Below are 21294 nucleotides of genomic sequence, written 5' to 3'. Positions count from 1 at the left end.
TCATCCCAATGCGTACGTTGCATATCCGCCCAAGGCCACCTTGCGGCTGGTCAACCCCGCTACTAGTCCCGGCGTCACCCGCGACCCGGCACCGCCGTCGCCGAGCTGACCGTTGTCGCCGGCTCCCCAGCACCAGAGCGAGCCGTCCTCCCGAGCACCACACGTATGCTGCGACCCCACCTCCACCCGCCGCCACGGATCGGCGCTGACCAGGGTGGGAGCCGTGCGGGAGGTGGTGTCGCCGACACCCAGCTGGCCGGTGGTGTTGGCTCCCCAGCACCACAGCGAGCCGCTGGTACGGATGGCGCACGTGTGGTCGTACCCGGTGGCCAGTGCCTTGTAGGTGTTGGGTGTGTCCGTTGGTTGAGGGGTGGTCGCCGTGCCGGTGCCCCAGCAGGACAGGTAGGCGGTGGCGCGCTGGATGGCGCAGGTGTAAGCGGTGCCGGCCGATACCGACAGCCAGGCCGGGCCGACGACTTCGGGTGTGGTGCGGGCGGTGGTGTCGCCGAGGCCGAGTTGGCCCTGGTCATTGGCGCCCCAGCAGAGCAGGGTGTCGTTCTGGCGTACCGCGCAGGTGTGGTTCGCGCCGACCGTGACCGCGCGGTATCCCGTTCCGGCGACCTGGACCGGCGCGGCGCGGTCCGCGGTGTCGCCCAGGCCGAGCTGTCCGGAGGCGTTGGCACCCCAGCACCACAGCGACCCATCCGTGCGCACCGCGCAGGTGCTCGCGCCGCCGGCGGAGACGCTCAGCCAGTCGCCGTCGGTGCCCACCCTGGTCATCGCCGGATGGGAGAGGGTGGAGGCGAGGCCGAGCTGGCCGTTGTCGTTGAGACCCAGGCACCACAGCGTGCCGTCCGTCCCGATGGCGCACATGTGGTTGTCACCGGCGGTGATGACCGACCATGCGCGGTTGGCGTCGGTGAGCCGCGGCGTGGTGATCGCGGCGGTCAGCTGGCCGGGATTGCCCGTGCCCCAGCACCAGGCCGAGCCGTCGCTCTGGATGCCGCACGTGCCGCGGTAGCTCACGCTGACGCTGAGCCAGATGGCCATGCCGACCTGCTGAGGGCTCGAACGCATGGTGTCATCGCCCGTGCCGAGCTCATAGTCGCCGTTCAAACCCCAGCAGAACAGTGATCCATCGGTACGCACACCGCACGTGTTCTCGTCGACAGCGGTCACCGACGTCCAGGTCGTGGCCGTGCCGACCTGCTCAGGTAGCTGCCGCGGGGTGGTGTCGCCGAGCCCGAGCTGACCGTTGCCGTTGCGGCCCCAGCACCACAGCGTGCCATCGGTGCGGGTCGCGCAGCTGTGCGCCGGGCCGGTGGCGGTCTGCACCCAGCCGTTCGCCGAGCCCACCTGCACCGGGGCGTTGTACTGGGTGGTGTTGCCCTGTCCGAGCTGGCCCTCGCCACCCCAGCCCCAGCACCACAGCGTGCCATCGGTGCGGGTCGCGCAGGTGGTCCCCCAGGTCAACGCCGCGTACGCCCACGAGCCGGGCACCTGCGCCGGGGTGATGCGCGAGGTGTAGTCACCCTGGCCGAGCTGGCCGTTGCCGTTGCCGCCCCAGCACCACAGCTCGTCCGAGGTGTTGATCGCGCAGGTGTCGACCGTGCCGACGGTGACCATGCTCCAGTTGGTGGCCGTGCCGATCTGCACCGGAGCCGCCCGGTCGGTGGTGTCGCCGACGCCCAGCTCGGCGGAGTCGTTGCTGCCCCAGCACCACAGCGAGTTGTCGGTCTGCAGCGCGCAGGTGTGCTCCCGCCCGGTGACCACCGTCCGCCAGGAGGCCGAGCCGACCCGGGTGGCCTGGTGAGCGAGCCCGTCTGCGGCGCCGAGGCCGAGCTGGCCCTCGTCGTTCAGGCCCCAGCACCACAGCGAGCCGCCGGAGCGTACGCCGCAGGTGTGCCGGCCGCCGGTCGCCAGCGCGGTCCAGTCGCTTGCCGCACCGTAGCGGGCCGGCGTGGTGGCCGGGGCGGCGTCGATCCCCCAGCGGTACACCGAACCGGGGAAGAAGTACGGGGTGGCCGACACATCGGCCCGCGAGCTTGTCGTGGCGGTGAACGCGGCCAGGACCACACCGGGCATCCCGGCAACCAGGGCCAGGACCGCGAACAGGGCAGCGGGCACGTACCAGCGCGCTTGGTTCCCCCTCACGTCAGGTCCCATCGGCGCGGGGCGGGCCTGGTTGAGCACTCATCCTCAACTCGGGCCTGCCGCGGCCGAACAAGTGCGTCGACCGTCCCCCGATCAGAGGAGTCCCCCATGCCCAGTCACCGGCTGCACCGCCGTCGCTTGGCGCCCGTTGCCGCTGCGGTGCTGGCGGGGTTGCTCGGCAGCGGGGCCATGATGCTGGGGGCTTCGTACGCGACGTTCACCAGCACCACTGACAACACGGGCAACACCGTGTCCGCGGGCACCGTCGTGCTCGGCGACGACGACTCCGGCACCAGCATGTTCACCACCGGTACGCCGGGCAGCGGGCAGACCGCCGCCGCCGACCTCGCCCCGGGGGCCAGCGTCAGCAACTGCGTACGGGTCAGCTACACCGGCTCGGTCGGCTCGCAGGTCCGGCTGTACTCCGACGTGCCGGTCGAGGTAAGCCCGAACGGCACCGGGCTGGCGTCGTACCTGCACGTCAAGGTCGAGGAAGGCACCGCCGGCGGCTTCGGCTGCGGCGGCTTCACCGCCACCGGGGTCGTGTACGACACCACGCGCCCGGCCGCCCGCTCGGACCTGCTCGACTCGTTCCCGGAGACCTACGCCGACGCCGCCACTGTCGGACCGGCGGCCTGGGGCAACGGCGACTCACGCGTCTACAAGTTCACCATCAGCGTCGACTCGGCGATCCCGGACACCTCGCAGGGTGCCTCGCTGACCGTCGCGTTCCGCTGGCAGGCGCGCAGCCAGTGAACCGTTTCGACCGGATGATCGCCGCGGCGCGGGTTGCGGCGTGCGCCGTGCTGGCGTTCGTCGCGGCCACCGCGCTGTGGTCACTGGCGCCGCTGGCCGCCGGGCTGCGCAGCGATGTGGTCATGTCCGGTTCGATGGCTCCCGCGCTGCGTCCCGGCGACGTCGTGGTCGCGGTTCCGGTCGACGCGCGCACGCTGCGTCCCGGCCAGATCATCGTCTTCCGTGACCCCGCGGCGGCCGGTCGCCTGGTCGTGCATCGTTTCATCCGGTACGCCCCCAGCGGCGCCCTGATCACCAAGGGTGATGCGAACACCGCCGAGGACGGCACGCCGGTCCCGAGGTCCGCCGTCGCCGGGCTGGCCCGCGTACGCATCCCTGGCGCCGGTCTGGCCCGCTACTGGTTCGTCACCTCGCACACCGGTTATCTCGCCGTGGCCGCGCTCGCCCTGCTGGGCTTGGTCGTGGTGGCCACCCGTCCCGGCGTCGCGGTGAGGCCGGCATGACTCGCGCCCGTCAGGTGTTCACCGCGGCGCTGGTGGCCGCCGGGCTCGTGCTGGTCGGCCTGCTCAGCGCCGGCCCCGCGGTCACGCTCAACCGCAGCGCCGCGGTCATCACCACCGTCCCGCTGTTCGACGACGACAACGGCCGCGCGCTGTTCACCGGCGTCAAGCTCACCCCGGGCACCCCGGCGGCCCGCTGCATCACCATCACCTGGTCCGGCACGACAACCGGTTCGGTGCTGCTCGCCGCGACCAATGTCGACGGTTCCCTCGCGCCCGACCTCACGGTCAGTGTCGACCGCGGCTCCGGCGGGCAGTTCGGTGACTGCACCGGCTTCGCCGGGACAACAATCTTCACCGGTACGCTCAAAGCGCTCGCAGTCACCGCCGGGGATGGCGTAGCCACGGGTTGGGCTCCCAGTGGCCCGGGCACGGCAACGTTCCGCATCCCCGTGTCGCTGGCCGCAACCGCCGTGCCGGGCGCTACCGCGCGCACCTCCTTCCAGTGGCGGATGGTCACCGCCCCCACGACCCCGCCCACCACCAAGCCGGCCCCGCTGGCCCCACCGGCGCCTACCTCTGCCGGCTCGGAACCACCTGCTCCGACGGCGCCTTCCTCATCGCCCGCCACCTCGCCGCCCTCCTCGTCGCCGCCGCCCTCCTCGTCGCCGGCTTCCTCCGCCGCGCCCTCCAGTACCACGCCTGCCCCCGCGGCGGCCACGGCACCGCGGGACGGCACCGGCGGCGAGTCGTCGGGCGTCCTCGCCGGGGTGAAGCACGCGTTCAAGAAAGCGACGCAGGCGTTGCGCAACGTCCTCGGCCCGGCGCTGGACCTCGCCTCGGAAACCGCGCGCAATCCGGGCGTACCCATCGCCTTGATCGTGCTTGCCGTTGCCTTCCTGGCCTTGCAGAGCAGGGCCGACCGCAAGGACCCCAAGCTTGCCCAGGCGCCCATGTGGCAGAGCCGCTACGTCTGGATCCCGTTGCCCGAGGAGGATGAGCAATGACGCGCCCCGCCGCGCAGGACCTGCTCCCGGTCGCCGACCGGGTCCGGTGGCTGCAGATCTTCCGCGTGTTCATGCTCGCCGCACTGCCCGCCCTGGCCATCGCCACCGGAGCACCGGCCGCAGCCGTGCACCGCATCAGCGTGATCAGCGCGGTGTGGCTGGCGCTCGCCCTGAGCTCATGGGTGCTCACCCGGGTCGGCCGGCAGACCGCGCTCACCGCGCTGACGGTCACGCTGCTCGGCGACGGCCTGGTGCTGGCCGCCGGCTGGCTCGAACTCGGTGACCTGCACGGACCGGTGGGCACGCTGATCATGTTGCACGCGATCGCCGTCACGCTGGCCGCCAGCTTCCGGACCGGCGTCAAGATCGCTTTGTGGCACTCGATCCTGGCTCTGCTGGTGCTCAACGCCGGGGCCATCGGGCTGCTCGGCGACGTCCGCCCGTACGCCATCCGCGACGCCATCATCTCCTTCGCCGGGCTGTGGGTCGCCGTCCTGTCGACCGCCGCCCTGGCCGCCGCGAACGAACGTGAGCTACGCCGGCGACGGCTGGACGAGAAGGCACTGCGGGAACTAGCGCTGCGCCTGGGCGAGGAGACCGGCCCCGGAGCCGCCGCCCTGCAGTTGGCCCGCTTCGCGATCGACGAGTTCGGCGCCCGCCGCGCCGCCGTCGTGGTGGCCACCGACGGCACCACCGACGACCACCTCGGCGAGTACGGCTTGGCCGCCGTCACCGACGCCGAGGGCCGCGGCGAGCTGAGGCACCTCAGCGTGGCCGGCCAGCCCCCGCGGCTCACCCCCGACGAGGCCGTGCTGCTGCACCGCAGCGACCCGGCCACCGACGGCTGGCTCACCGAGATCCTGCCCCGCGGGCTCAACATGGTGATCGTCCCGTTCGCCGTCGGCGACACCGCCGGCGCGCTGGTCTTCGAACTCCCCCGCCGCCGCTCGGCCCGCGTCTCCCGCCGGGTCGAGCGCCGCACGGTGGCCACCGCCCGCCAAGCCGCCGCCCAGAGCGCCGCCGCCATCAGCCGGGCCATCGCCGCCGCCCGCCTGGCCGACGCCGCCGCCACCGACGGCCTCACCGGCCTGGCCAACCGTGGCCGCTTCGACGCCCGCCTGCAGGAACGTCTGCGCTCCGGCGAGCCGTTCGGTCTTGTCCTGGTCGACCTGGACCACTTCAAGGCGGTGAACGACCATCACGGCCACCAGGTCGGCGACGCTGTTCTGGTGGGCGTCGCCCAGGCCCTGCGGCGCGCGGTCGGCAGCTCCGGCCTGGTAGCCCGGTACGGCGGTGAGGAACTGGTCGCGATCGTCGACGGCCCGGCGCACGAAGCAGCGCAAACGGCTGAGCTGCTGCGCCGCGCGGTGGCCCAGGCCGGCACGCCGGTAGCGGTGACGGCCAGCCTGGGTGTGGCCGCGTACCCGGTCGAGGCTCGGACCGGCGATGCGCTGATCGCCCTGGCCGACCAGCGCCTGTACGTGGCTAAGCACCGCGGCCGCGACCAGGTGGTGTCGGCCGCCGACGACCCCCTCGCCGGTCTCACCGGCCCAGTTGGCGGTCCAGTTCATCCAGTGCATCCCTGAGCTGCAGCCTGCTCGTGCCGGCCGGCAGCACGCGGCTCGTGCCGTAGGCCAGTTCGACCAGGGCCGAGCGGACGACAGCGAGTTCCTCGGCGGTCGCGGTCACCTCGTGCCACGACGCGTGTGCCGCCGGGGTGCTCCCGTCGCGCAGCCGCTCGGCCATCACGCGGGCCACCCCGGCGTCCCTCCCGGTCCGGGTCTGCCATTCCTCGTCACCCAGATCGTCCAAGCACACGTCGATGACGTCGGCCAGCCGGCGCAGCATCGGCGGATCCCCGGCCAGTCCCACCGCTGCCGGCGCGATCCGGACCACCGTACGAACAATGGCTACGTCGTCCATCCCGGCCTGATGCTCACCCAGCATGAACTCGACGTTCTGCCGCTGCCACCCGCGGGCGAGGTGCAGGGCCGTCATCCCGTCAGCACTGACCGTACCGATGGATGCACCGGCAGTTAAGAGCGTGGCGAGGACCGGCCTTTCGTTGCGTTCGACCGCGTGCATCAAAGCCGTACGCCCCAACCGGTCGGCCGCGTCCACCTCGGCCCCGCCCCGCAGAAGTACGTCCACCGCCGCGTGATCCCCGCGCCGCGCAGCCACCACAATCGCCGGCGTGCCGTCGGATCGCCGCTGACCGGCGTCGGCACCACTGTCCAGCAGGAGCCGCAACACCGCCGGGGCGACCGGCGCCATGATGGCGCTGATCAGCGGCGCCTCCTCGCCCCGATGCGGCGTAGCACCGGCTTGCAGCAGCGCCCGCAGCGTCGCCAACGCCCCCGGATGCGGCCTGAACGCCAGGTGGGAGAACGACTCGGTCAGCACGCTGGTCCTCGAAGCCGGCTCCCCCTCCAGCGCCCCGCGCTCAACCAGGTAGCGAACCACGTCCGCATGTCCGCTGATCACGGCGCAACGCAACGGCGTCACCTTGAAATGGCCCACCGGTCCGATGTGGGCCCCCGCCTCCACCAGCAGCGAGACAACCCGAACCCACCCGCCATCAGCCGCTTCCACCATCGCCGACCGGTACGAGCGCCCCGGCACAAAGTCCGGTTCCGCCCCGCCGGCCAGGGCTTGGGCGACGGCGGCTTCGTCCCCGACCCGCGCCGCCTCGATCAACTGCTGGTTGACTGAAGCGGTCACCGCTGGTCACCTCCGGTCGAGTCGTCGGACGCCTTGCAGCCGGGCCGCTGTGATGCCGGCTCGCTGCGTACCCCTGCGCATTTCTGCGGGGTCTACGCCCACAAACCGAACGGCAACTGTTTGCCGAGTTCGACGCCGTGGTCTGCCCGATTACGCCGACGCCCGCGTTCCCGCACGACCACACGCCCGACCCGATGCAACGACGCATCACCATCGACGGCGTCGAGTAATCGTACTTCGATCAGCTCGTCTGAGCGCGCCTGCCCACCATGCCCGGCCTGCCCGCCACCGCCATCCCCGCGGGCCACTCCGCCGAGGGTCTGCCGGTCGGAGTGCAGCTCATCGGGCCGATGTTCGAGGACCGCACCCCGCTGCGGCCGGCCGAACTACTCGAACAGGAGATCGGCGGCTTCGAGGCACCCCCGCAAGGCGTACGGCGCGCGGGTTAGGGTTTCCGGAGTGGGCTGGCTCGCCGCACGGGCGCCGGCACCGATTGACAAATCCGGTGCCGGAAACCCTCAGAGGCGTAGCTGCGGCCAGTCCAGCAGCCCCTCCCCCAGGTCCCGCACCGCTGCCAGCAGTCCCAGCCGGGCCCCCCGCACCGCCGGGTCCTCGGCCATCACGAACACGCCCTCGAAGAACTGGTTCACCGGCCCGGTAACCGGCGCCACCGCAGCGGTGAACCGGCTCAGATCCCCGGTCCCGTCCCACGCCGCGCCCACCGCCACCACGGCGTCGTGCAGCGCCAACTCGGCCGGTTCCTTCAACACCACGGCGTCATAGGTCGCCGGGGTGCCGGCCGGGACGATGCGCCGGGCGCGTTGGATGGCTGCGGCCAGGTCGCGGAAGGTGGGGTCGGTGACGAGGCGGCCCAGTTGGGCGAGGAAGCGGTCGGCCACCGAGGGGCGACCGGCTTGCGGGAGGACGGCTCGGACCCGGTCGACGGGGTGGCCCTGCTCGGTGAGGACCTGTTCGAGGCGGCGGGTGAGGAAGTCGCGGATGGCGGCCAGGGTGTCCGGGCCGACCTCGACGGGTTGCAGGGCGGCCGCGGCGGACAGGGCTTCGAAGACGTCGACGGCGGCCAGGCCGGGGTGGGCGCGGTGCACGGCGAGCAGGCCGAGGACGGCCCGGCGCACGGCGAAGGGGTCGCTGCTGCCGGTGGGCAGGCCTACCGTGGCGGCCAGGCCGGCGATCAGGTCCAGGCGGTCGGCCAGGGACAACAACGCACCGGGTACGGACAAAGGCAGCACATCACCGGCATGGCGCGGCAACTCCGCCTCGTAGACGGCTTGCGCCACCAGCGGGGACTCCCCGGCGTTGGTGGCGTAGTCGCGGGCCATCACGCCGGCCAGGCTGGTCATCTCGGTGACCAACTGCGAGCCCAGGTCGAACTTGACCAGCTCGCCGGCCCGGCCGACGATCTCGTCGTCGTCCTCGGACACCCCGGCGGACGCGGCGAGCAGAGTGGCGAGCGAGTCGATGCGAGCGGCGCGGTCGGCCATCGAGCCGAGCTTGTCGGTGAAGGTGAGCCGGTGCAGGCGGTCGCGCAGGGCTGCGAGAGGCTGGGCACGATCGGCTCGGTAGAAGAAGGCCGCGTCCTCGTACCGGGCGCGCAGCACTGCTTCGTTGCCGGCGCGGACCACGTCGGTGTCGACCGGGCCGTTGGCGACGGTGACGAACAGGGGCAGCAGGTCGCCGTGCTCCGAGCGTACCGGAAGATATCGTTGATGTTTGCGCATCACCGTGGTCAGCACCTCGGCCGGCAGGTCCAGGTAGCGCTCGTCGAAGCGGCCCAGCAGCGGGGTCGGCTGCTCGACGAGGTAGGTCACCTGGTCGATCAGGGCGGTCTCGGCGAGCACGTCGACAGTGCCTTCGCCGTACGCCAGTTCCTGCGCTCCCGACACGATCAGCTCGCGCCGGTCGTCGGGGTCGGCGATGATCCCATTGATCGCAACGGTCTCCATGAAGGTCTCCGCCGAGGCGATCCGCAGGACCGGTTCGGCGGCCGTGCGCAGCACCCGGGTCGCGCGGCCGGCGCTGAGCGCACCCACCGCGACCGGCACGACGTCATCACCCCAGAGCGCCACCAACCAGCGGATCGGCCGGGTGAAGGCGAGCTTCGGATCGTTCCAGCGCATGTTCTTGGCCGCGCGCAGACCGGTCACCACGTTCGCCAGCACGGGCGCCAGCACGGCGAGTGCCGCGCTGCCAGCGACCTGCTTGTGCACGACAAGATGCGGTACGCCATTGAGCTCGGCGGTTTCCAGCGACTCCACCGGCACCCCCTGCGAGCGCGCGAACCCGGCTTTGGCCTGCTCCGGAGCCGTGGTGCGCGGCCCCTTCACGGTCTGCGTGTAGTCCTGCTCGCGGGCGGCCACCCCGCTCACCACGGCGATGATGCGCCTCGGCGTGGCGTGCACCCGCACGTCCCCGTGCCCGAGCCTGGTCCTGCCCAACTGCTCGATCAGAAGATTGCGCACCTGGGTACGGGCGGAGCGCGCCTCGCTCGGCGGCAGCTCCTCGGTGCCGATCTCGAGAACCAGACTCCGGGCCCGATCGCCGGTCTGCTCGCCGGTGGCACCCGCGATCGCTTCGTCCACCGGTTCGCTGAGCCCGAGCGAGAGGCCCTCCTCGTCGCGGCGGGCGACCCACAGCTTGGCCACGTCCCCGGCGAGGCGGCGCATCCGGGCGAACTCGGCCGCCCGCTCGGCCGTGGAGACGGCACCGCGCGCGTCGAGCACGTTGAACGCCTGCGAGCATTTGAGCACGTAGGTGTGCGCGGGCACCGGCAGTCCCAGGTCGATCAGGCGCTGCGCCTCGGCCGCGTACAACTCCAGCAGCCCGCGGTTGGCCGTCACGTCGGCGTCGTCGAGGTAGTAGCGCGACATCTCGTACTCGGCCTGGCCGAACACTTCGCCGTAGGTGACGCCCGGGGCGTACTCGATGTCCTTGAAGTGCGTGACGCCCTGCAGCGCCATGATGATGCGCTCGATGCCGTACGTGATCTCCACGCTCACCGGGTCGAGGTTGAGCCCGCCGGCCTGTTGCATGTAGGTGAACTGGGTGATCTCCAGCCCGTCGAGCCAGACCTCCCAGCCCAGCCCCCACGCCCCGAGCGCCGGCGCGGCCCAGTTGTCCTCCACGAAGCGCACGTCGTGGGCGGCCACATCGATGCCCAGCGCGGCCAGGCTGCCCAGGTAGAGCTCCTGGGAGTTGCCCGGGTCGGGTTTGAGGATCACCTGCAGCTGGGTGTGGGTCTGCAGCCGGTTCGGGTTCTCGCCGTAGCGCGAGTCGTCGGGGCGCACGGACGGTTCGGCGTACACCACGCGCCATGGCTCGGGGCCCAGCACCCGCAGGAACGTCGCGGGGTTGAGGGTGCCCGCGCCGACCTCGGTGTTCATCGGCTGGACGACCAGGCATCCCTGGGCGGTCCAGTACGCGGTGAGCCGAGCGAGCGCGTCCTGCATGGTGAGCATGGGAACAAAGTCTAATTACGCGATCACCGGGTATCTCGTCATGATGCTGACAGGTGACCTCTACCGCTTTCAGGACCTGCTGAGCCCCGGCGAGGCCGCGGTGGTGACCCGCGTCCGCGAGTTCCTGGCCACTCAGGTCGTACCCATTGCCAATGACTACTGGGCTCGCGCGGAGTTCCCGTTCCAGCTGATCAAGGGGTACGCCGAGCTGGAGATCGCCGGCACCGAACAGTCCACCTTACTCTCCGGCTGGCTGGCCCTGGAGATGGCGCACGCCGACGCCTCGATGGCCACGTTCTACGGTGTGCACTCGGGTCTGGCGATGGGCAGCATCCAGACCTGCGCGTCGCAGGAGCAGAAGGAGCGCTGGCTGCCCGGCATGCGCACGTTCGACAAGATCGGCGCGTTCGCCCTGACCGAGCCCACCGGCGGTTCGGACGTGGCCGCCGGTCTGCGCACCACGGCCCGGCGCGACGGCGATCACTGGGTGCTCAACGGCCAGAAGCGCTGGATCGGCAACGCCACCTTCGCCGACCTGATCGTGGTCTGGGCCCGTGACGAGCAGGACGACCAGGTCAAGGGGTTCGTCGTGCCCAAGGACACCCCGGGATTCACGGCCACGAAGATCGAGAACAAGATTGCCCTGCGTACGGTTCAGAACGCCGACATCACGTTCACCGGCTGCCGGGTGCCCGAGGCCGACCGGCTGCAGAACGCGCGCTCCTTCAAAGACACGTCCAAGGTGCTGCGGGCCACGCGCAGCGGCGTAGCCTGGGAAGCCGTCGGCGTGATGCTGGCCGCGTACGAGATCGCCCTCGAATACGCCAAGGAACGCGAGCAGTTCGGGCGTCCGATCGGCAAATTCCAGTTGGTGCAGGATCTGCTGGTACGAATGCTGGGCAACGTCACCGGTTCGCTGGGCATGTGCGTGCGGCTGGCGCAGTTGCAGGACGCCGGGGAGTTCAAGGACGAGCATTCGGCGCTGGCCAAGGCGTACACGACCACCCGGATGCGCGAGGTGGTCGGCTGGGCACGCGAGATCCTGGCCGGTAACGGAATCGTGCTCGACTACGACATCGGGCGCTTCGTGGCCGACGCCGAGGCGCTGTACTCCTACGAAGGCACCCGCGAGATCAACACGATGATCGTGGGCCGGGCGGTGACAGGGCTGAGCGCCTTCGTCTGAGCGCCTACCGGCAAGGGGGCTGGTAGCCGTCGATGCGCAGCCCCCGGAAGTCCAGCTCGTTCGCGGTCTTGCCGGCGAAGACCAGGCCGCGGGCTTCGGCGAGCGCCGGTCCGAACGGGTGCGCCGGTTCGCCCAGCTCCGGTAGCCACGTCCACCGCCCCGGGTCGAAGCTGAAGAACCTGGTCACCCTCCGGCCGCCGGTCGAGGGAACGAGGGTCACCGATCGATGGATGGCGTCGCGCACTCCCGGCGCTCGCCGGCATGCGCAGCCGACGAGCCGGCAGCGGGAACAGCCGCCGCGCCGAGCGCTACCACCAGGCAGGCGGCCAGGGCGGTCGAACCACCTCGCAGTCGCGGCATGCCGGATCTCCCATCAGTGGGGTTTGCTGAGAGCTTTCCCGACTTGGCATCGATCGTCAACGATGCCACGCTGGATGCCGGTTTGCCCGAGGCGCCGGGCTGAGTGACTTCGTCCGACGGTAAACTGCAAGCAGCGATTCGCCAGTACCGTTTGTTTGTACGCAATCTGCAATGTGGCAGATTGAGGTGTGGCGAACAGCGGTGTTGCGTGCTGTACTGCTCGCAGAGTTCGATCCTTGTGGACCGAGCTGAGAGAGCTTCCGGTGGCCTTCGGGCGGACAAGCGAAGGAAGCGTCTTTTCAAGGCATCCGGGTGCAGCCGGGTGCCTTTCTCTGTTCCGCGGCATAAACGCGTTGACGCGCCTATTGCGACGACGAAGATCCCTTGTCCACATTACGCAGGCCCAGGCACAAGATGTGGTTACCCGGTTACGGGCTGCACACCCCGCCCCGGGACTTGTCCGCCCGGCCATCGGCCGCCCATCCGGGGCCGATGGCGCCACCACCTGGGAGCACCGATGCACCCCCGTCGCTTCTGGCTAGCCGTCATCCTGATCACCGCCCTCGTCGCCGGCCTCGGAGCGGGCCTGCTCGCCGACGCCGGCGGCATGAACACCCCCACCGCCATCCTCACCGCAGCGGGCGCCTTCTCCGGCGCGGCAGTCCTGCTCGTGGAACTGGCAAAGTTGATGATCGACCTGCTCGACTTCGCCGGCTCAGCCATCGACCCCAGCAACCTCGACCCCGACGACCCCGGTCAATAGCCAGACCCCGGTCAACAGCCACGCAGGGGCCGACCTCAACCGGCGGGTTGGATCCAGTCGAAGGTTCGCTCCACCGCACGCCGCCAGTTCCCGTACTCAGCGGCTCTCAGCCCCGCGTCCATGGCCGGTAACCACTGCCCCGCCCGGTGCCAGTTGTGCCGTAAATCCTCCAGGTCCGGCCAGTACCCCACCGCCAAACCGGCCGCGTAAGCCGCACCCAGCGACACCGTCTCCGAGGCCAGCGGGCGCACCACGGGCACGTCGAGGACGTCGGCCACGTACTGCATGAGCAGGTTGTCCGCTGTCATGCCGCCGTCGACCTTGAGCGTCTTGAGGGTCAGGCCGGAGCTTTCGTTCATGGCGTCGACGACTTCGCGGGTTTGCCAGGCCGTGGCTTCCAGCACTGCACGGGCCAGGTGACCTTTGGTGATGTACGACGTCAGGCCCACGATCACCCCGCGCGCCTCGGATCGCCAGTGCGGGGCGTACAACCCGGAGAAGGCCGGCACTATGTAGCAGCCGCCGTTGTCCTTCACCGTGCGCGCCAGCGTTTCTATTTCCGGAGCACTGGCGATCAACTCCAATTGGTCGCGGAACCATTGGACCAGCGAGCCGGTGATCGCAATCGAGCCTTCCAGGGCGTATTGAGCCGGTGATCCGGCCACCTGATAGGCGACGGTGCTGAGCAGACCGTTTTGTGATCGTACGAGATCAGTTCCGGTGTTCAGAAGCAGGAAGCTGCCGGTTCCGTACGTACATTTCGCCTCTCCCGGCGTGAAACAGGTCTGTCCGAACAGCGCGGCTTGCTGGTCACCGAGCGCCGCGGCGATCTGCACCCCGGGAAAAGCCGCCGCCGCGGTGCCGAACACCGATACCGACGGCCGGACCTCGGGCAGCATGGCTCGCGGAATGCCGAAGAACGTCAGCGATTCCGGGGACCAGTCCAGGGTGTGCACGTCGAGCAGATTGGTGCGGCTGGCGTTCGTGACGTCGGTGACGTGCAGACCACCGGTCAGGTTCCAGATCAGCCAGGTCTCCATCGTGCCGAACAGGATCTCGCCGCGCTCGGCCCGCTGCTGCAGGCCGGGCGTGTGATCGAGCATCCAGCGCAGCCGGGGGCCGGAGAAGTACGTGGCCAGCGGCAGCGCTGAGCGTTCCTGCACCGCGGTGGCCCCGGGCTTGGCCAGCAGCGCCGTGACCAGCGCATCGGTGCGGGTGTCCTGCCACACCAGGGCCCGCCCGATCGGCACGCCGGTCCGCCGGTCCCACACCACGGTCGTCTCGCGCTGGTTGGCTATCCCGACCGCCGCGACCTGGTCGAGGGTGATCCCGGCCCGGCGCAGCGCCAGCGGGGCGAGGCGTTCGACGTTGCGCCAGATCTCCATGGCGTCGTGCTCGACCCAGCCGGGCCTGGGGTAGTACTGCTTGTGCTCCTGCTGGGCCAGCGACACCAACTGGCCCCGGCGGTCGAAAACGATGCACCGCGTCGAGGTGGTGCCCTGATCGATGGCGATCACATAACGGTCCCGGGATCCCAGCGTCACCGCGTCGCCCCCAGGTCACGGGACACCGCGCGGGCGGCATCGCGGACAATGCCGACAAGACGCGCGTGCGGGCGGTAGCGGCTGTCGCAGATGCGCTCGACCAGCCCGGAGATGCCCATTGCCCCGACCACCAGGCCGCCGTAGCCGCGGATGGGGGCCGCGATGGCCGCCTCGCCGACGGTGAATTCCTCGATGTCAGCGGCCCAGCCGGCGTCGCGCACATGGGTCAACTCGGCGCTGAGGTCGCGCTCACCGGTCAGCGTGCGGTGGGTGAAGGGATCACGGGCCGGGGGCAGAGCCGCCGACCGGTACGCCAGCAGCACCTTGCCCAGCGCCGTGGCGTGCAACGGCATCAGCGTGCCGATGTCGAGGGTCTGGAACGTGTCGTCGGGACGGAAAACGTGATGGACCACCAGAACCCTCCCCTCCAGCACCGTGCCGATCCGGACCGCCTCGCCCGAGCGGGCCGCCAGGGGGTCGGCCCAGTTGATGGAACGCGACCGCAGCTCGTTGATGTCCAGGTAGCTCGTGCCCAGGTGCAGCAGGGCCGCGCCGAGCTGGTAGTGGCCCGACACCCGATCCTGTTCGACGAAGCCGACGCCCTGCAGCGTGCGCAGGATGCCGTGCACCGTCGGCTTGGCCAGGTCCAGTGAGCGGGCGATCTCGGCCAGCGAAAGCTTGCCGGGTCCACCCGCGAGCATCCGCAAGATCGCTGCGGCTCGCTCGATCGACTGCACCGTTCCGGGCACGTTACGGACTCTATGCCGCTCGATTACGCAGGGGAACAGCCCAGCGTTCGACAATGTCGAATGCCGTTCATTGCCCCCGGCGCACGGCGTTCCTAGCTTCGGTGCATGGCAGCACGATTCAAGGTCCCGGGGCTGGCGGGCGAGCTGGCCGCGGAGTTCGCCGGGACGATGATCCTCATCCTCTTCGGCGTCGGTGTCGTCGCGCAGGTAGCAGGCGGCGGCATCGGCGACCACGACAGCATTGCCTGGGCCTGGGGCCTGGGCGTCATGCTCGGCGTGTACGTGGCCGGGCGGATCAGCGGCGCCCACCTCAATCCCGCGGTCACCATCGCGCTCGCGGCCTTCAAGGGCTTCTCGTGGCGCAAGGTGGCACCGTACTCGATCGCCCAGTTCCTCGGCGCGTTCGTGGCAGCTCTGATCGTACGGTGGAATTACACGGAGGTTCTGCACGCGGCCGACCCCGGCCTGACGATCAAGACCCAGGGCGTCTTTTCGACGCTGCCGGGCAACGGAACGCTTCCGGTGGGCGAGTGGGGCGCTTTCCGGGACCAGATCATCGGTACGGCCATTCTGCTCTTCCTGATCCTGGCCATCACCGACGCGGCCGGCACTCCCCCGGCGGCCAACCTCGCACCGTTCATCATCGGCCTGCTCATCGTGGGGATCGGCATGGCCTGGGGAACCGATGCCGGCTACGCGATCAACCCGGCGCGCGATTTCGGGCCGCGGCTGGCAAGCTACTTCACCGGGTACGGCGGGGCGTTCCGCGATCAGACCGGATACCTGTACTTCTGGATACCGATCGTGGCACCGGTGCTCGGCGGACTGCTCGGCGCGGGGCTGTACCAGGCGCTCATCGGGCGGTTCCTACCCGACGAGAGCCCTCAGGAGCCGGGTCAGCTCCCGGCTGAGGACACGCACGAGACTGTGGAGGCACGCCGTGGCTGACTTCGTCGGCGCCGTGGACCAGGGCACCACCAGCACCCGCTTCATGATCTTTGATCACGGCGGCAACGAGGTGGCCCGTCACCAGCTCGAACACGAGCAGATCCTGCCGCAGGCGGGCTGGGTCGAGCACAATCCGATCGAGATCACCGAGCGCACCACCGCGGTCATCCGGACCGCCATGCAGAAGGCGAACCTGCAGGCCAGCGATCTGGCCGCGCTCGGCATCACGAACCAGCGGGAGACCACCGTGGTGTGGGACCGCCGGACCGGGCGCCCCTACTACAACGCGATCGTGTGGCAGGACACCCGTACCGATCGGATTGCCTCGGCCCTGGATCGTGACGGGCGCGGCGATGTCATCCGGCGCAAGGCCGGGCTGCCCCCGGCCACCTACTTCTCCGGCGGCAAGATCCAGTGGATTCTGGACAACGTCGACGGGGTGCGCGAGGCGGCCGAGCGCGGCGACGCCATCTTCGGCAACACCGACAGCTGGCTGCTGTGGCACATGACCGGCGGTGTCGACGGCGGCAACCACATCACCGACGTCACCAACGCCAGCCGCACGATGTTGATGAACCTGGAGACCCTGGACTGGGACGACGAGCTGCTGGGGTTCTTCGGCATCCCGCGACAGATGCTGCCGGAGATCCGGCCGTCGTCGGACCCCAACACGTACGGGGTGGCGCGCTGGCCCGGACCGCTGGGCGGGGAGGTGCCGCTGACCGGTGACCTCGGCGACCAGCAGGCGGCCACCGTCGGGCAGGTCTGCTTCAACGTTGGCGAGGCCAAGAACACCTACGGCACCGGTAACTTCATGCTGCTCAACACCGGTAACGAGCTGGTGCGCTCGGAGAACGGGCTGCTCACCACGGTCTGCTACAAGTTCGGTGACGCGGCCCCGGTGTACGCCCTGGAAGGCTCGATCGCGGTGACCGGCTCGGCCGTGCAGTGGCTGCGCGACCAGTTGCACATCATCAAGTCGGCCGACGAGAGCGAGGTGCTGGCCAAGAAGGTCGACGACAGCGGCGGCGTGTACTTCGTACCCGCGTTCTCGGGTTTGTTCGCTCCTTATTGGCGCTCGGATGCGCGCGGGGCCATCGTCGGGCTGTCGCGTTTCAACACCGACGCGCACATCGCACGGGCCACCCTCGAGTCGATCTGCTACCAGACCCGTGACGTGGTCGAGGCGATGGCGCAGGACTCCGGGGTGACCCTCGACGTGCTCAAGGTGGACGGTGGCATCACCGTCAACAACCTGTGCATGCAGATCCAGGCGGACGTGCTCGGCGTTGCGGTCAGCCGCCCTGTGGTGGCCGAGACGACCGCGCTCGGGGCTGCGTACGCCGCCGGGCTGGCCGTCGGGTTCTGGAAGAACACCGACGAATTGCGCGAGAACTGGAACGAGTCGCAGCGCTGGCAACCGGCATGGTCGCGGGAACAGCGGGAAGACGGCTTCGGACGCTGGAAGAAAGCGGTCCAGCGCACTCTCGATTGGGTAGACGTTGACTGACGCAGAACTCTCCCCAGCCAGTCGTGCCGCCGCGCTCTCGGCGCTGGCCGGTAACGAGGTCGATGTGCTGGTCGTGGGCGGCGGCGTGGTGGGCGCGGGCTGCGCCCTCGACGCCGCCACCCGCGGTCTGTCGGTCGGCCTGGTCGAGGCCCGCGACTTCGCCTCCGGCACGTCCAGCCGCTCCAGCAAACTCATTCACGGTGGCCTGCGCTACCTGGAGATGCTGGACTTCGCCCTGGTCCGCGAGGCCCTGCGGGAACGCGGGCTGATCCTGCAGCGCCTCGCCCCGCACCTGGCCCGCCCGGTGCCGTTCCTCTACCCGCTCAAACACCGGGTGTGGGAGCGGCTGTACGCCGGCACCGGCGTGCAGCTCTACGACCTCATGGCCACCGCACACGGCGGCCTGCCCCGGCACCGCAACTTCTCCCGCCGCCAGGCCCTGCGGGTCTGCCCGGCGTTGAAGAAGGACGCCCTGGTCGGCGCGCTGCAGTACTACGACGCGCAGCTCGACGACGCCCGGCACACCATGTTCCTGGCCCGCACGGCGGCGGCGTACGGTGCGCACGTGGCCAACCGCACCGAGGTGGTCGGCTTCCTGCGGGAGGGCGAGCGTGTCACCGGTGTGCGGGTGCACGACCTGGAACTCGATCACACCTTTGAGATCCGCGCCCAGCAGGTGGTGAACGCAACGGGCGTGTGGACCGATGACACGCAGGGCCTGGTCGGCGAGCGCGGGCAGTTCCACGTCCGCGCGAGCAAGGGGATCCACCTGGTGGTGCCGCGCGACCGCATTCAGTCACACACCGGACTGATCCTTCGTACGCCCACAAGTGTCCTGTTCGTCATCCCGTGGGGCCGCCACTGGATCGTCGGGACCACCGACACCGATTGGAGTCTGGACAAGGCCCACCCCGCCGCGTCCAGCACCGACATCGACTACCTGCTGGAACAGGTCAACACCGTGCTGGCCACGCCCCTGACCCGCACCGACGTCCAAGGCGTGTACGCCGGCCTGCGCCCCTTGCTCAGCGGCGAGTCGGAATCCACCTCGCAGCTGTCACGCGAGCACACCGTCGGCAGCCCGGTCCCCGGCCTGGTAGTCGTGGCCGGCGGCAAGTACACCACGTACCGGGTGATGGCCCGCGACGCGATCGACGCCGCCGTGCACGGTCTCGGCCGCTCGGTGCCCCGCTCGTGCACCGAACGCGTCCCGCTGCTGGGCGCCGAGGGCTACACCGCCCTGTTCAACCGCCGCCGCGTTCTGGCCGAGCAGTCAGGCCTGCATGTGGCCCGCGTCGAGCACCTGCTGGGCCGCTACGGTTCCCTGGTGCACGAGGTGCTCGCGCTGGTCAAGGACGACCCCGACCTCGGCAAGCCCCTCGAAGGAGCCGAAGATCATCTGCGGGCCGAGATCACCTACGCGGCCGGCCACGAAGGCGCCCGGCATCTGGAGGACGTCCTCACCCGCCGTACCCGCATCTCGATCGAAACCTTCGACCGTGGCGTGGGCGCAGCCCCGATGGCCGCCGACCTGATGGGCGACGTCCTGGGCTGGTCGCAGGACCAACGCCACCGCGAGGTGGAGAACTACCGCCTTCGCGTAGAAGCCGAACGAGCATCTCAGGAACAACCCGACGACGAAACCGCCGACGCAGCCCGCCTGGGAGCCCCGGACGTCGTCCCGGTGCACGCAGCCTGAGCAACGCTGCTAGCAGGACGCCGGCTGGCCGCCCTTGGTGAACGTGTCCAGGGCGGCCAGCGCGTCGTCCACTGTCGCGACCTTGGCCATCGGCAGACCGGGCACCGCGTTCTGGGCCGCCTCCGCGCAGTTGCCCGCCGGCACCAGGAAGATCTGCGCGCCCGCTGCCTTGGCGCCGAGCAGCTTCTGGGGGATGCCGCCGATGCTTCCGACTGCGCCGCTGTCATCGATGGTGCCGGTGCCGGCGATGACTTTGCCACCGGTCAGGTCGGCCGGGGTGAGCTTGTCGATGATGCCGAGGGTGAACATCAGCCCGGCGCTGGGGCCGCCGATGCGATCGAGGTCGAACGACACCTCGAACGGTCTGCCGATTTTCTCGCGGGCAATTTTCTCGGCGCTGGTTTCGGACTCCTTGAAGTCCTGTGTGTTCTGCTGGTCGACCTGCTGGGTGGTTTTGCCCGGCGGGTAGACCACGTCGCGGGGCACGAGGGCGCGGTCCGGGTCGGTCCAGTTGCTGACGGCCCGGGACAGCGACACTTCTGTTCGTACCTGAACGGTCGTCAGACGCAGTTGACCCTTGGACTGTGAGACCGGGGCGCCGGTGACCGTGATGATCTGACGGCCCTGGTCGGTGCCGAGTGTGTCGACAGTCGGGCCCGGCTCGAGCACCACGTAGGGCAGCGGGACCGTGACGACACCGGCCCCGAGCAGGGCGGTGCCGAGGGCCCCGGCGAGCAGCACGATGCCGCGGCGCTTCGTAGCCATGCGAGTCAGCCCCTCGTACCTTTCATACCGGCGAAAACGACTGCCAGCGTACGGTGCTGCAGCGCGCTTCCCCAGCCACCCCGCAGGGCACCTGCGCACAAGCTGGTGAGCAGCGCCATCACCTCGCTCAGCCCGAGCTCCGCACGTACCGCATGAGCAGCCTGCGCCTCACCCAGCAGCCGGCCGACCGCCTCGTCGAGCGCCCCCATCGCCGCGCCGAGGTCCACGCCGGTCAGCGTGATCACCGTGCGCTGCTGGGCCGCCTGCGAAACCAGCTCGGTGAAGAAGGTGAACAGCCCGTCCGCCCCCGACAGCGCGCCGGCCTGCTCGATCAGCCGGGCCAGCAGCCGCTTCATGATGGCCGTGAGCAGGTCGTCCTTGGCCGGGAAGTGCCGGAACACGGTCCCGATCGCCACCCCGGCCAGCCGCGCCACCTCCTCGGTTGACGCCCCGGCGCCCTCGGCGGCGAACACCTGCTCGGCCGCATCCAGGATCCGCGCCCGGTTGCGCTGCGCGTCCGCCCGCACGCCAGCCCTCCTTTACAACCTGAGTCCCGGCTCATTATCGTCGCCTAAGTCGAGTTGTCACTCAGCTTACGCCGTCCAGGGAGGCACCATGACCCCGCACGCCATCTTCGAGCGCATCCGCAGCCGGTGGCTTGCGGGCTACCCCACGTTCGACGCCGCCCTGCTCACCGAGGACATCACGCTCGAAACCCCGTTCTCGAACCACAGCCTCACCGGCCGCGACCGGGTCCTCGCCTACATCACCGCAGGTCACGCCGCGATCCCGTTCCGTCTCACCGCCTGCCATACGCGGGCGATTCACGAAACCAGCAACCCCGGAACCATCATCATCGAGTACGAACTCAGCGGCGCAATGACAGCCACCGGCGCGACCGCCACGGCTCCGTTCGTCGTCGTGCTCACCACGCGCGACGGCAAGGTCGCCGGCTGGCGCGAGTACCAGCCGGACACGATCGCCGCGGCCATGCAGGGCAAACTCCCCTGACGCTCAGCCGCCCGGGAACGACACCTGCACTTGCAACCCGTCGTGCCCGCTCGACGAGGCAGCGATGGTCCCGTCATGTGCCGGCACGATCGACCGGGCGATCGCCAGCCCCAGCCCCGCCCCCCCGCTGTGGTCGATCCGGGCC

General features: G+C 70.1%; 20 protein-coding genes. 11 read left to right on the top strand and 9 right to left on the bottom strand.

Annotated features, from left to right (window positions below):
• Window positions 1-2154, bottom strand: coding sequence for a chromosome condensation regulator RCC1 (locus TFC3_RS19225; protein ID WP_161952635.1), 2154 nt, complete (start codon window positions 2152-2154; stop codon window positions 1-3).
• Window positions 2155-2262: 108 nt separating this feature from the next.
• Here TFC3_RS19225 and TFC3_RS19220 point away from each other — a divergent pair, with 108 nt between their 5' ends.
• Genes TFC3_RS19220 through TFC3_RS19205 form a run of 4 tightly spaced genes read left to right on the top strand, consistent with a single transcriptional unit; the run spans window position 2263 to window position 6003 of the window.
• Window positions 2263-2910 carry a hypothetical protein gene (locus TFC3_RS19220; RefSeq protein WP_067501720.1) on the top strand — a complete coding sequence of 216 codons (648 nt, stop codon included), beginning with the start codon at window positions 2263-2265 and terminating at the stop codon, window positions 2908-2910.
• A complete protein-coding gene (locus TFC3_RS19215) occupies window positions 2907-3413 on the top strand; it encodes a signal peptidase I (protein ID WP_067501717.1) in 507 nt (168 codons plus the stop codon). The genes TFC3_RS19220 and TFC3_RS19215 overlap by 4 nt, the downstream gene beginning before the upstream one ends.
• On the top strand, window positions 3410-4417 hold the full coding sequence (locus tag TFC3_RS38125) for a hypothetical protein (protein WP_067501714.1): 1008 nt from the start codon (window positions 3410-3412) through the stop codon (window positions 4415-4417). Before TFC3_RS19215 ends, TFC3_RS38125 begins: the two co-directional genes overlap by 4 nt.
• Window positions 4414-6003 carry a diguanylate cyclase gene (locus TFC3_RS19205; protein WP_067501711.1) on the top strand — a complete coding sequence of 530 codons (1590 nt, stop codon included), beginning with the start codon at window positions 4414-4416 and terminating at the stop codon, window positions 6001-6003. Before TFC3_RS38125 ends, TFC3_RS19205 begins: the two co-directional genes overlap by 4 nt.
• Here TFC3_RS19205 and TFC3_RS19200 read toward each other — a convergent pair.
• On the bottom strand, window positions 5960-7138 hold the full coding sequence (locus TFC3_RS19200) for an ankyrin repeat domain-containing protein (RefSeq protein WP_067501708.1): 1179 nt from the start codon (window positions 7136-7138) through the stop codon (window positions 5960-5962). The genes TFC3_RS19205 and TFC3_RS19200 overlap by 44 nt on opposite strands.
• Before the next feature lie 269 nt (window positions 7139-7407).
• On the opposite strand from TFC3_RS19200, the gene TFC3_RS39445 reads away from it, so the two are divergent.
• Window positions 7408-7587, top strand: a complete 180-nt coding sequence (locus TFC3_RS39445; RefSeq protein WP_067501705.1) for an amidase family protein — start codon at window positions 7408-7410, stop codon at window positions 7585-7587.
• A gap of 69 nt (window positions 7588-7656) precedes the next feature.
• Here TFC3_RS39445 and TFC3_RS19190 read toward each other — a convergent pair whose 3' ends face one another.
• Entirely contained in the window at window positions 7657-10614 is a 2958-nt protein-coding gene (locus tag TFC3_RS19190; protein WP_067501702.1) for a glycine--tRNA ligase, read from the bottom strand.
• Here TFC3_RS19190 and TFC3_RS19185 point away from each other — a divergent pair.
• Window positions 10613-11800 carry an acyl-CoA dehydrogenase family protein gene (locus TFC3_RS19185; protein ID WP_236718203.1) on the top strand — a complete coding sequence of 396 codons (1188 nt, stop codon included), beginning with the start codon at window positions 10613-10615 and terminating at the stop codon, window positions 11798-11800. The two genes, TFC3_RS19190 and TFC3_RS19185, sit on opposite strands and share 2 nt — an antisense overlap.
• A 4-nt stretch (window positions 11801-11804) precedes the next feature.
• On the opposite strand, the gene TFC3_RS19180 is transcribed toward TFC3_RS19185, so the two are convergent.
• Both TFC3_RS19180 and TFC3_RS38120 read right to left on the bottom strand, forming a co-directional pair.
• Window positions 11805-12020 carry a hypothetical protein gene (locus TFC3_RS19180; RefSeq protein ID WP_201787183.1) on the bottom strand — a complete coding sequence of 72 codons (216 nt, stop codon included), beginning with the start codon at window positions 12018-12020 and terminating at the stop codon, window positions 11805-11807.
• On the bottom strand, window positions 12017-12160 hold the full coding sequence (locus tag TFC3_RS38120) for a hypothetical protein (protein ID WP_161952634.1): 144 nt from the start codon (window positions 12158-12160) through the stop codon (window positions 12017-12019). The genes TFC3_RS19180 and TFC3_RS38120 overlap by 4 nt, the downstream gene beginning before the upstream one ends.
• A gap of 517 nt (window positions 12161-12677) precedes the next feature.
• Between TFC3_RS38120 and TFC3_RS19175 the strand changes: the two genes are divergently transcribed.
• Window positions 12678-12923: a hypothetical protein gene (locus TFC3_RS19175; RefSeq protein WP_067501699.1), complete on the top strand. Its 246-nt coding sequence runs from the start codon at window positions 12678-12680 to the stop codon at window positions 12921-12923.
• A gap of 35 nt (window positions 12924-12958) precedes the next feature.
• On the opposite strand, the gene glpK (TFC3_RS19170) is transcribed toward TFC3_RS19175, so the two are convergent.
• Entirely contained in the window at window positions 12959-14467 is a 1509-nt protein-coding gene (gene glpK, locus TFC3_RS19170) for a glycerol kinase GlpK (protein ID WP_236718202.1), read from the bottom strand.
• Window positions 14464-15216: an IclR family transcriptional regulator gene (locus tag TFC3_RS19165; protein WP_067501696.1), complete on the bottom strand. Its 753-nt coding sequence runs from the start codon at window positions 15214-15216 to the stop codon at window positions 14464-14466. The genes glpK (TFC3_RS19170) and TFC3_RS19165 overlap by 4 nt, the downstream gene beginning before the upstream one ends.
• 105 nt (window positions 15217-15321) lie before the next feature.
• Between TFC3_RS19165 and TFC3_RS19160 the strand changes: the two genes are divergently transcribed.
• Genes TFC3_RS19160 through TFC3_RS19150 form a run of 3 tightly spaced genes read left to right on the top strand, consistent with a single transcriptional unit; the run spans window position 15322 to window position 19373 of the window.
• The gene (locus TFC3_RS19160) at window positions 15322-16164 is read left to right on the top strand and encodes an MIP/aquaporin family protein (RefSeq protein ID WP_067501693.1); all 843 of its coding nucleotides are present in this window, start codon (window positions 15322-15324) and stop codon (window positions 16162-16164) included.
• A complete protein-coding gene (gene glpK / locus TFC3_RS19155) occupies window positions 16157-17674 on the top strand; it encodes a glycerol kinase GlpK (protein WP_067501690.1) in 1518 nt (505 codons plus the stop codon). Before TFC3_RS19160 ends, glpK (TFC3_RS19155) begins: the two co-directional genes overlap by 8 nt.
• The gene (locus tag TFC3_RS19150) at window positions 17667-19373 is read left to right on the top strand and encodes a glycerol-3-phosphate dehydrogenase/oxidase (RefSeq protein ID WP_067501687.1); all 1707 of its coding nucleotides are present in this window, start codon (window positions 17667-17669) and stop codon (window positions 19371-19373) included. Before glpK (TFC3_RS19155) ends, TFC3_RS19150 begins: the two co-directional genes overlap by 8 nt.
• Before the next feature lie 9 nt (window positions 19374-19382).
• Here the strand turns inward: TFC3_RS19150 and TFC3_RS19145 are convergent, their stop codons facing one another.
• Entirely contained in the window at window positions 19383-20138 is a 756-nt protein-coding gene (locus TFC3_RS19145; RefSeq protein ID WP_067501684.1) for a PDZ domain-containing protein, read from the bottom strand.
• Between the two features lie 5 nt (window positions 20139-20143).
• Entirely contained in the window at window positions 20144-20665 is a 522-nt protein-coding gene (locus TFC3_RS19140; protein WP_067501682.1) for a TetR/AcrR family transcriptional regulator, read from the bottom strand.
• An 88-nt stretch (window positions 20666-20753) separates the two neighbouring features.
• Here TFC3_RS19140 and TFC3_RS19135 point away from each other — a divergent pair, with 88 nt between their 5' ends.
• Window positions 20754-21149 carry a nuclear transport factor 2 family protein gene (locus tag TFC3_RS19135; protein WP_067501679.1) on the top strand — a complete coding sequence of 132 codons (396 nt, stop codon included), beginning with the start codon at window positions 20754-20756 and terminating at the stop codon, window positions 21147-21149.
• Window positions 21150-21294: the final 145 nt, after the last annotated feature.

This window comes from Actinoplanes sp. TFC3, assembly GCF_001553785.1.
Lineage (GTDB): Bacteria > Actinomycetota > Actinomycetes > Mycobacteriales > Micromonosporaceae > Actinoplanes.
This window is presented reverse-complemented; position numbering and strand designations above follow the sequence as displayed.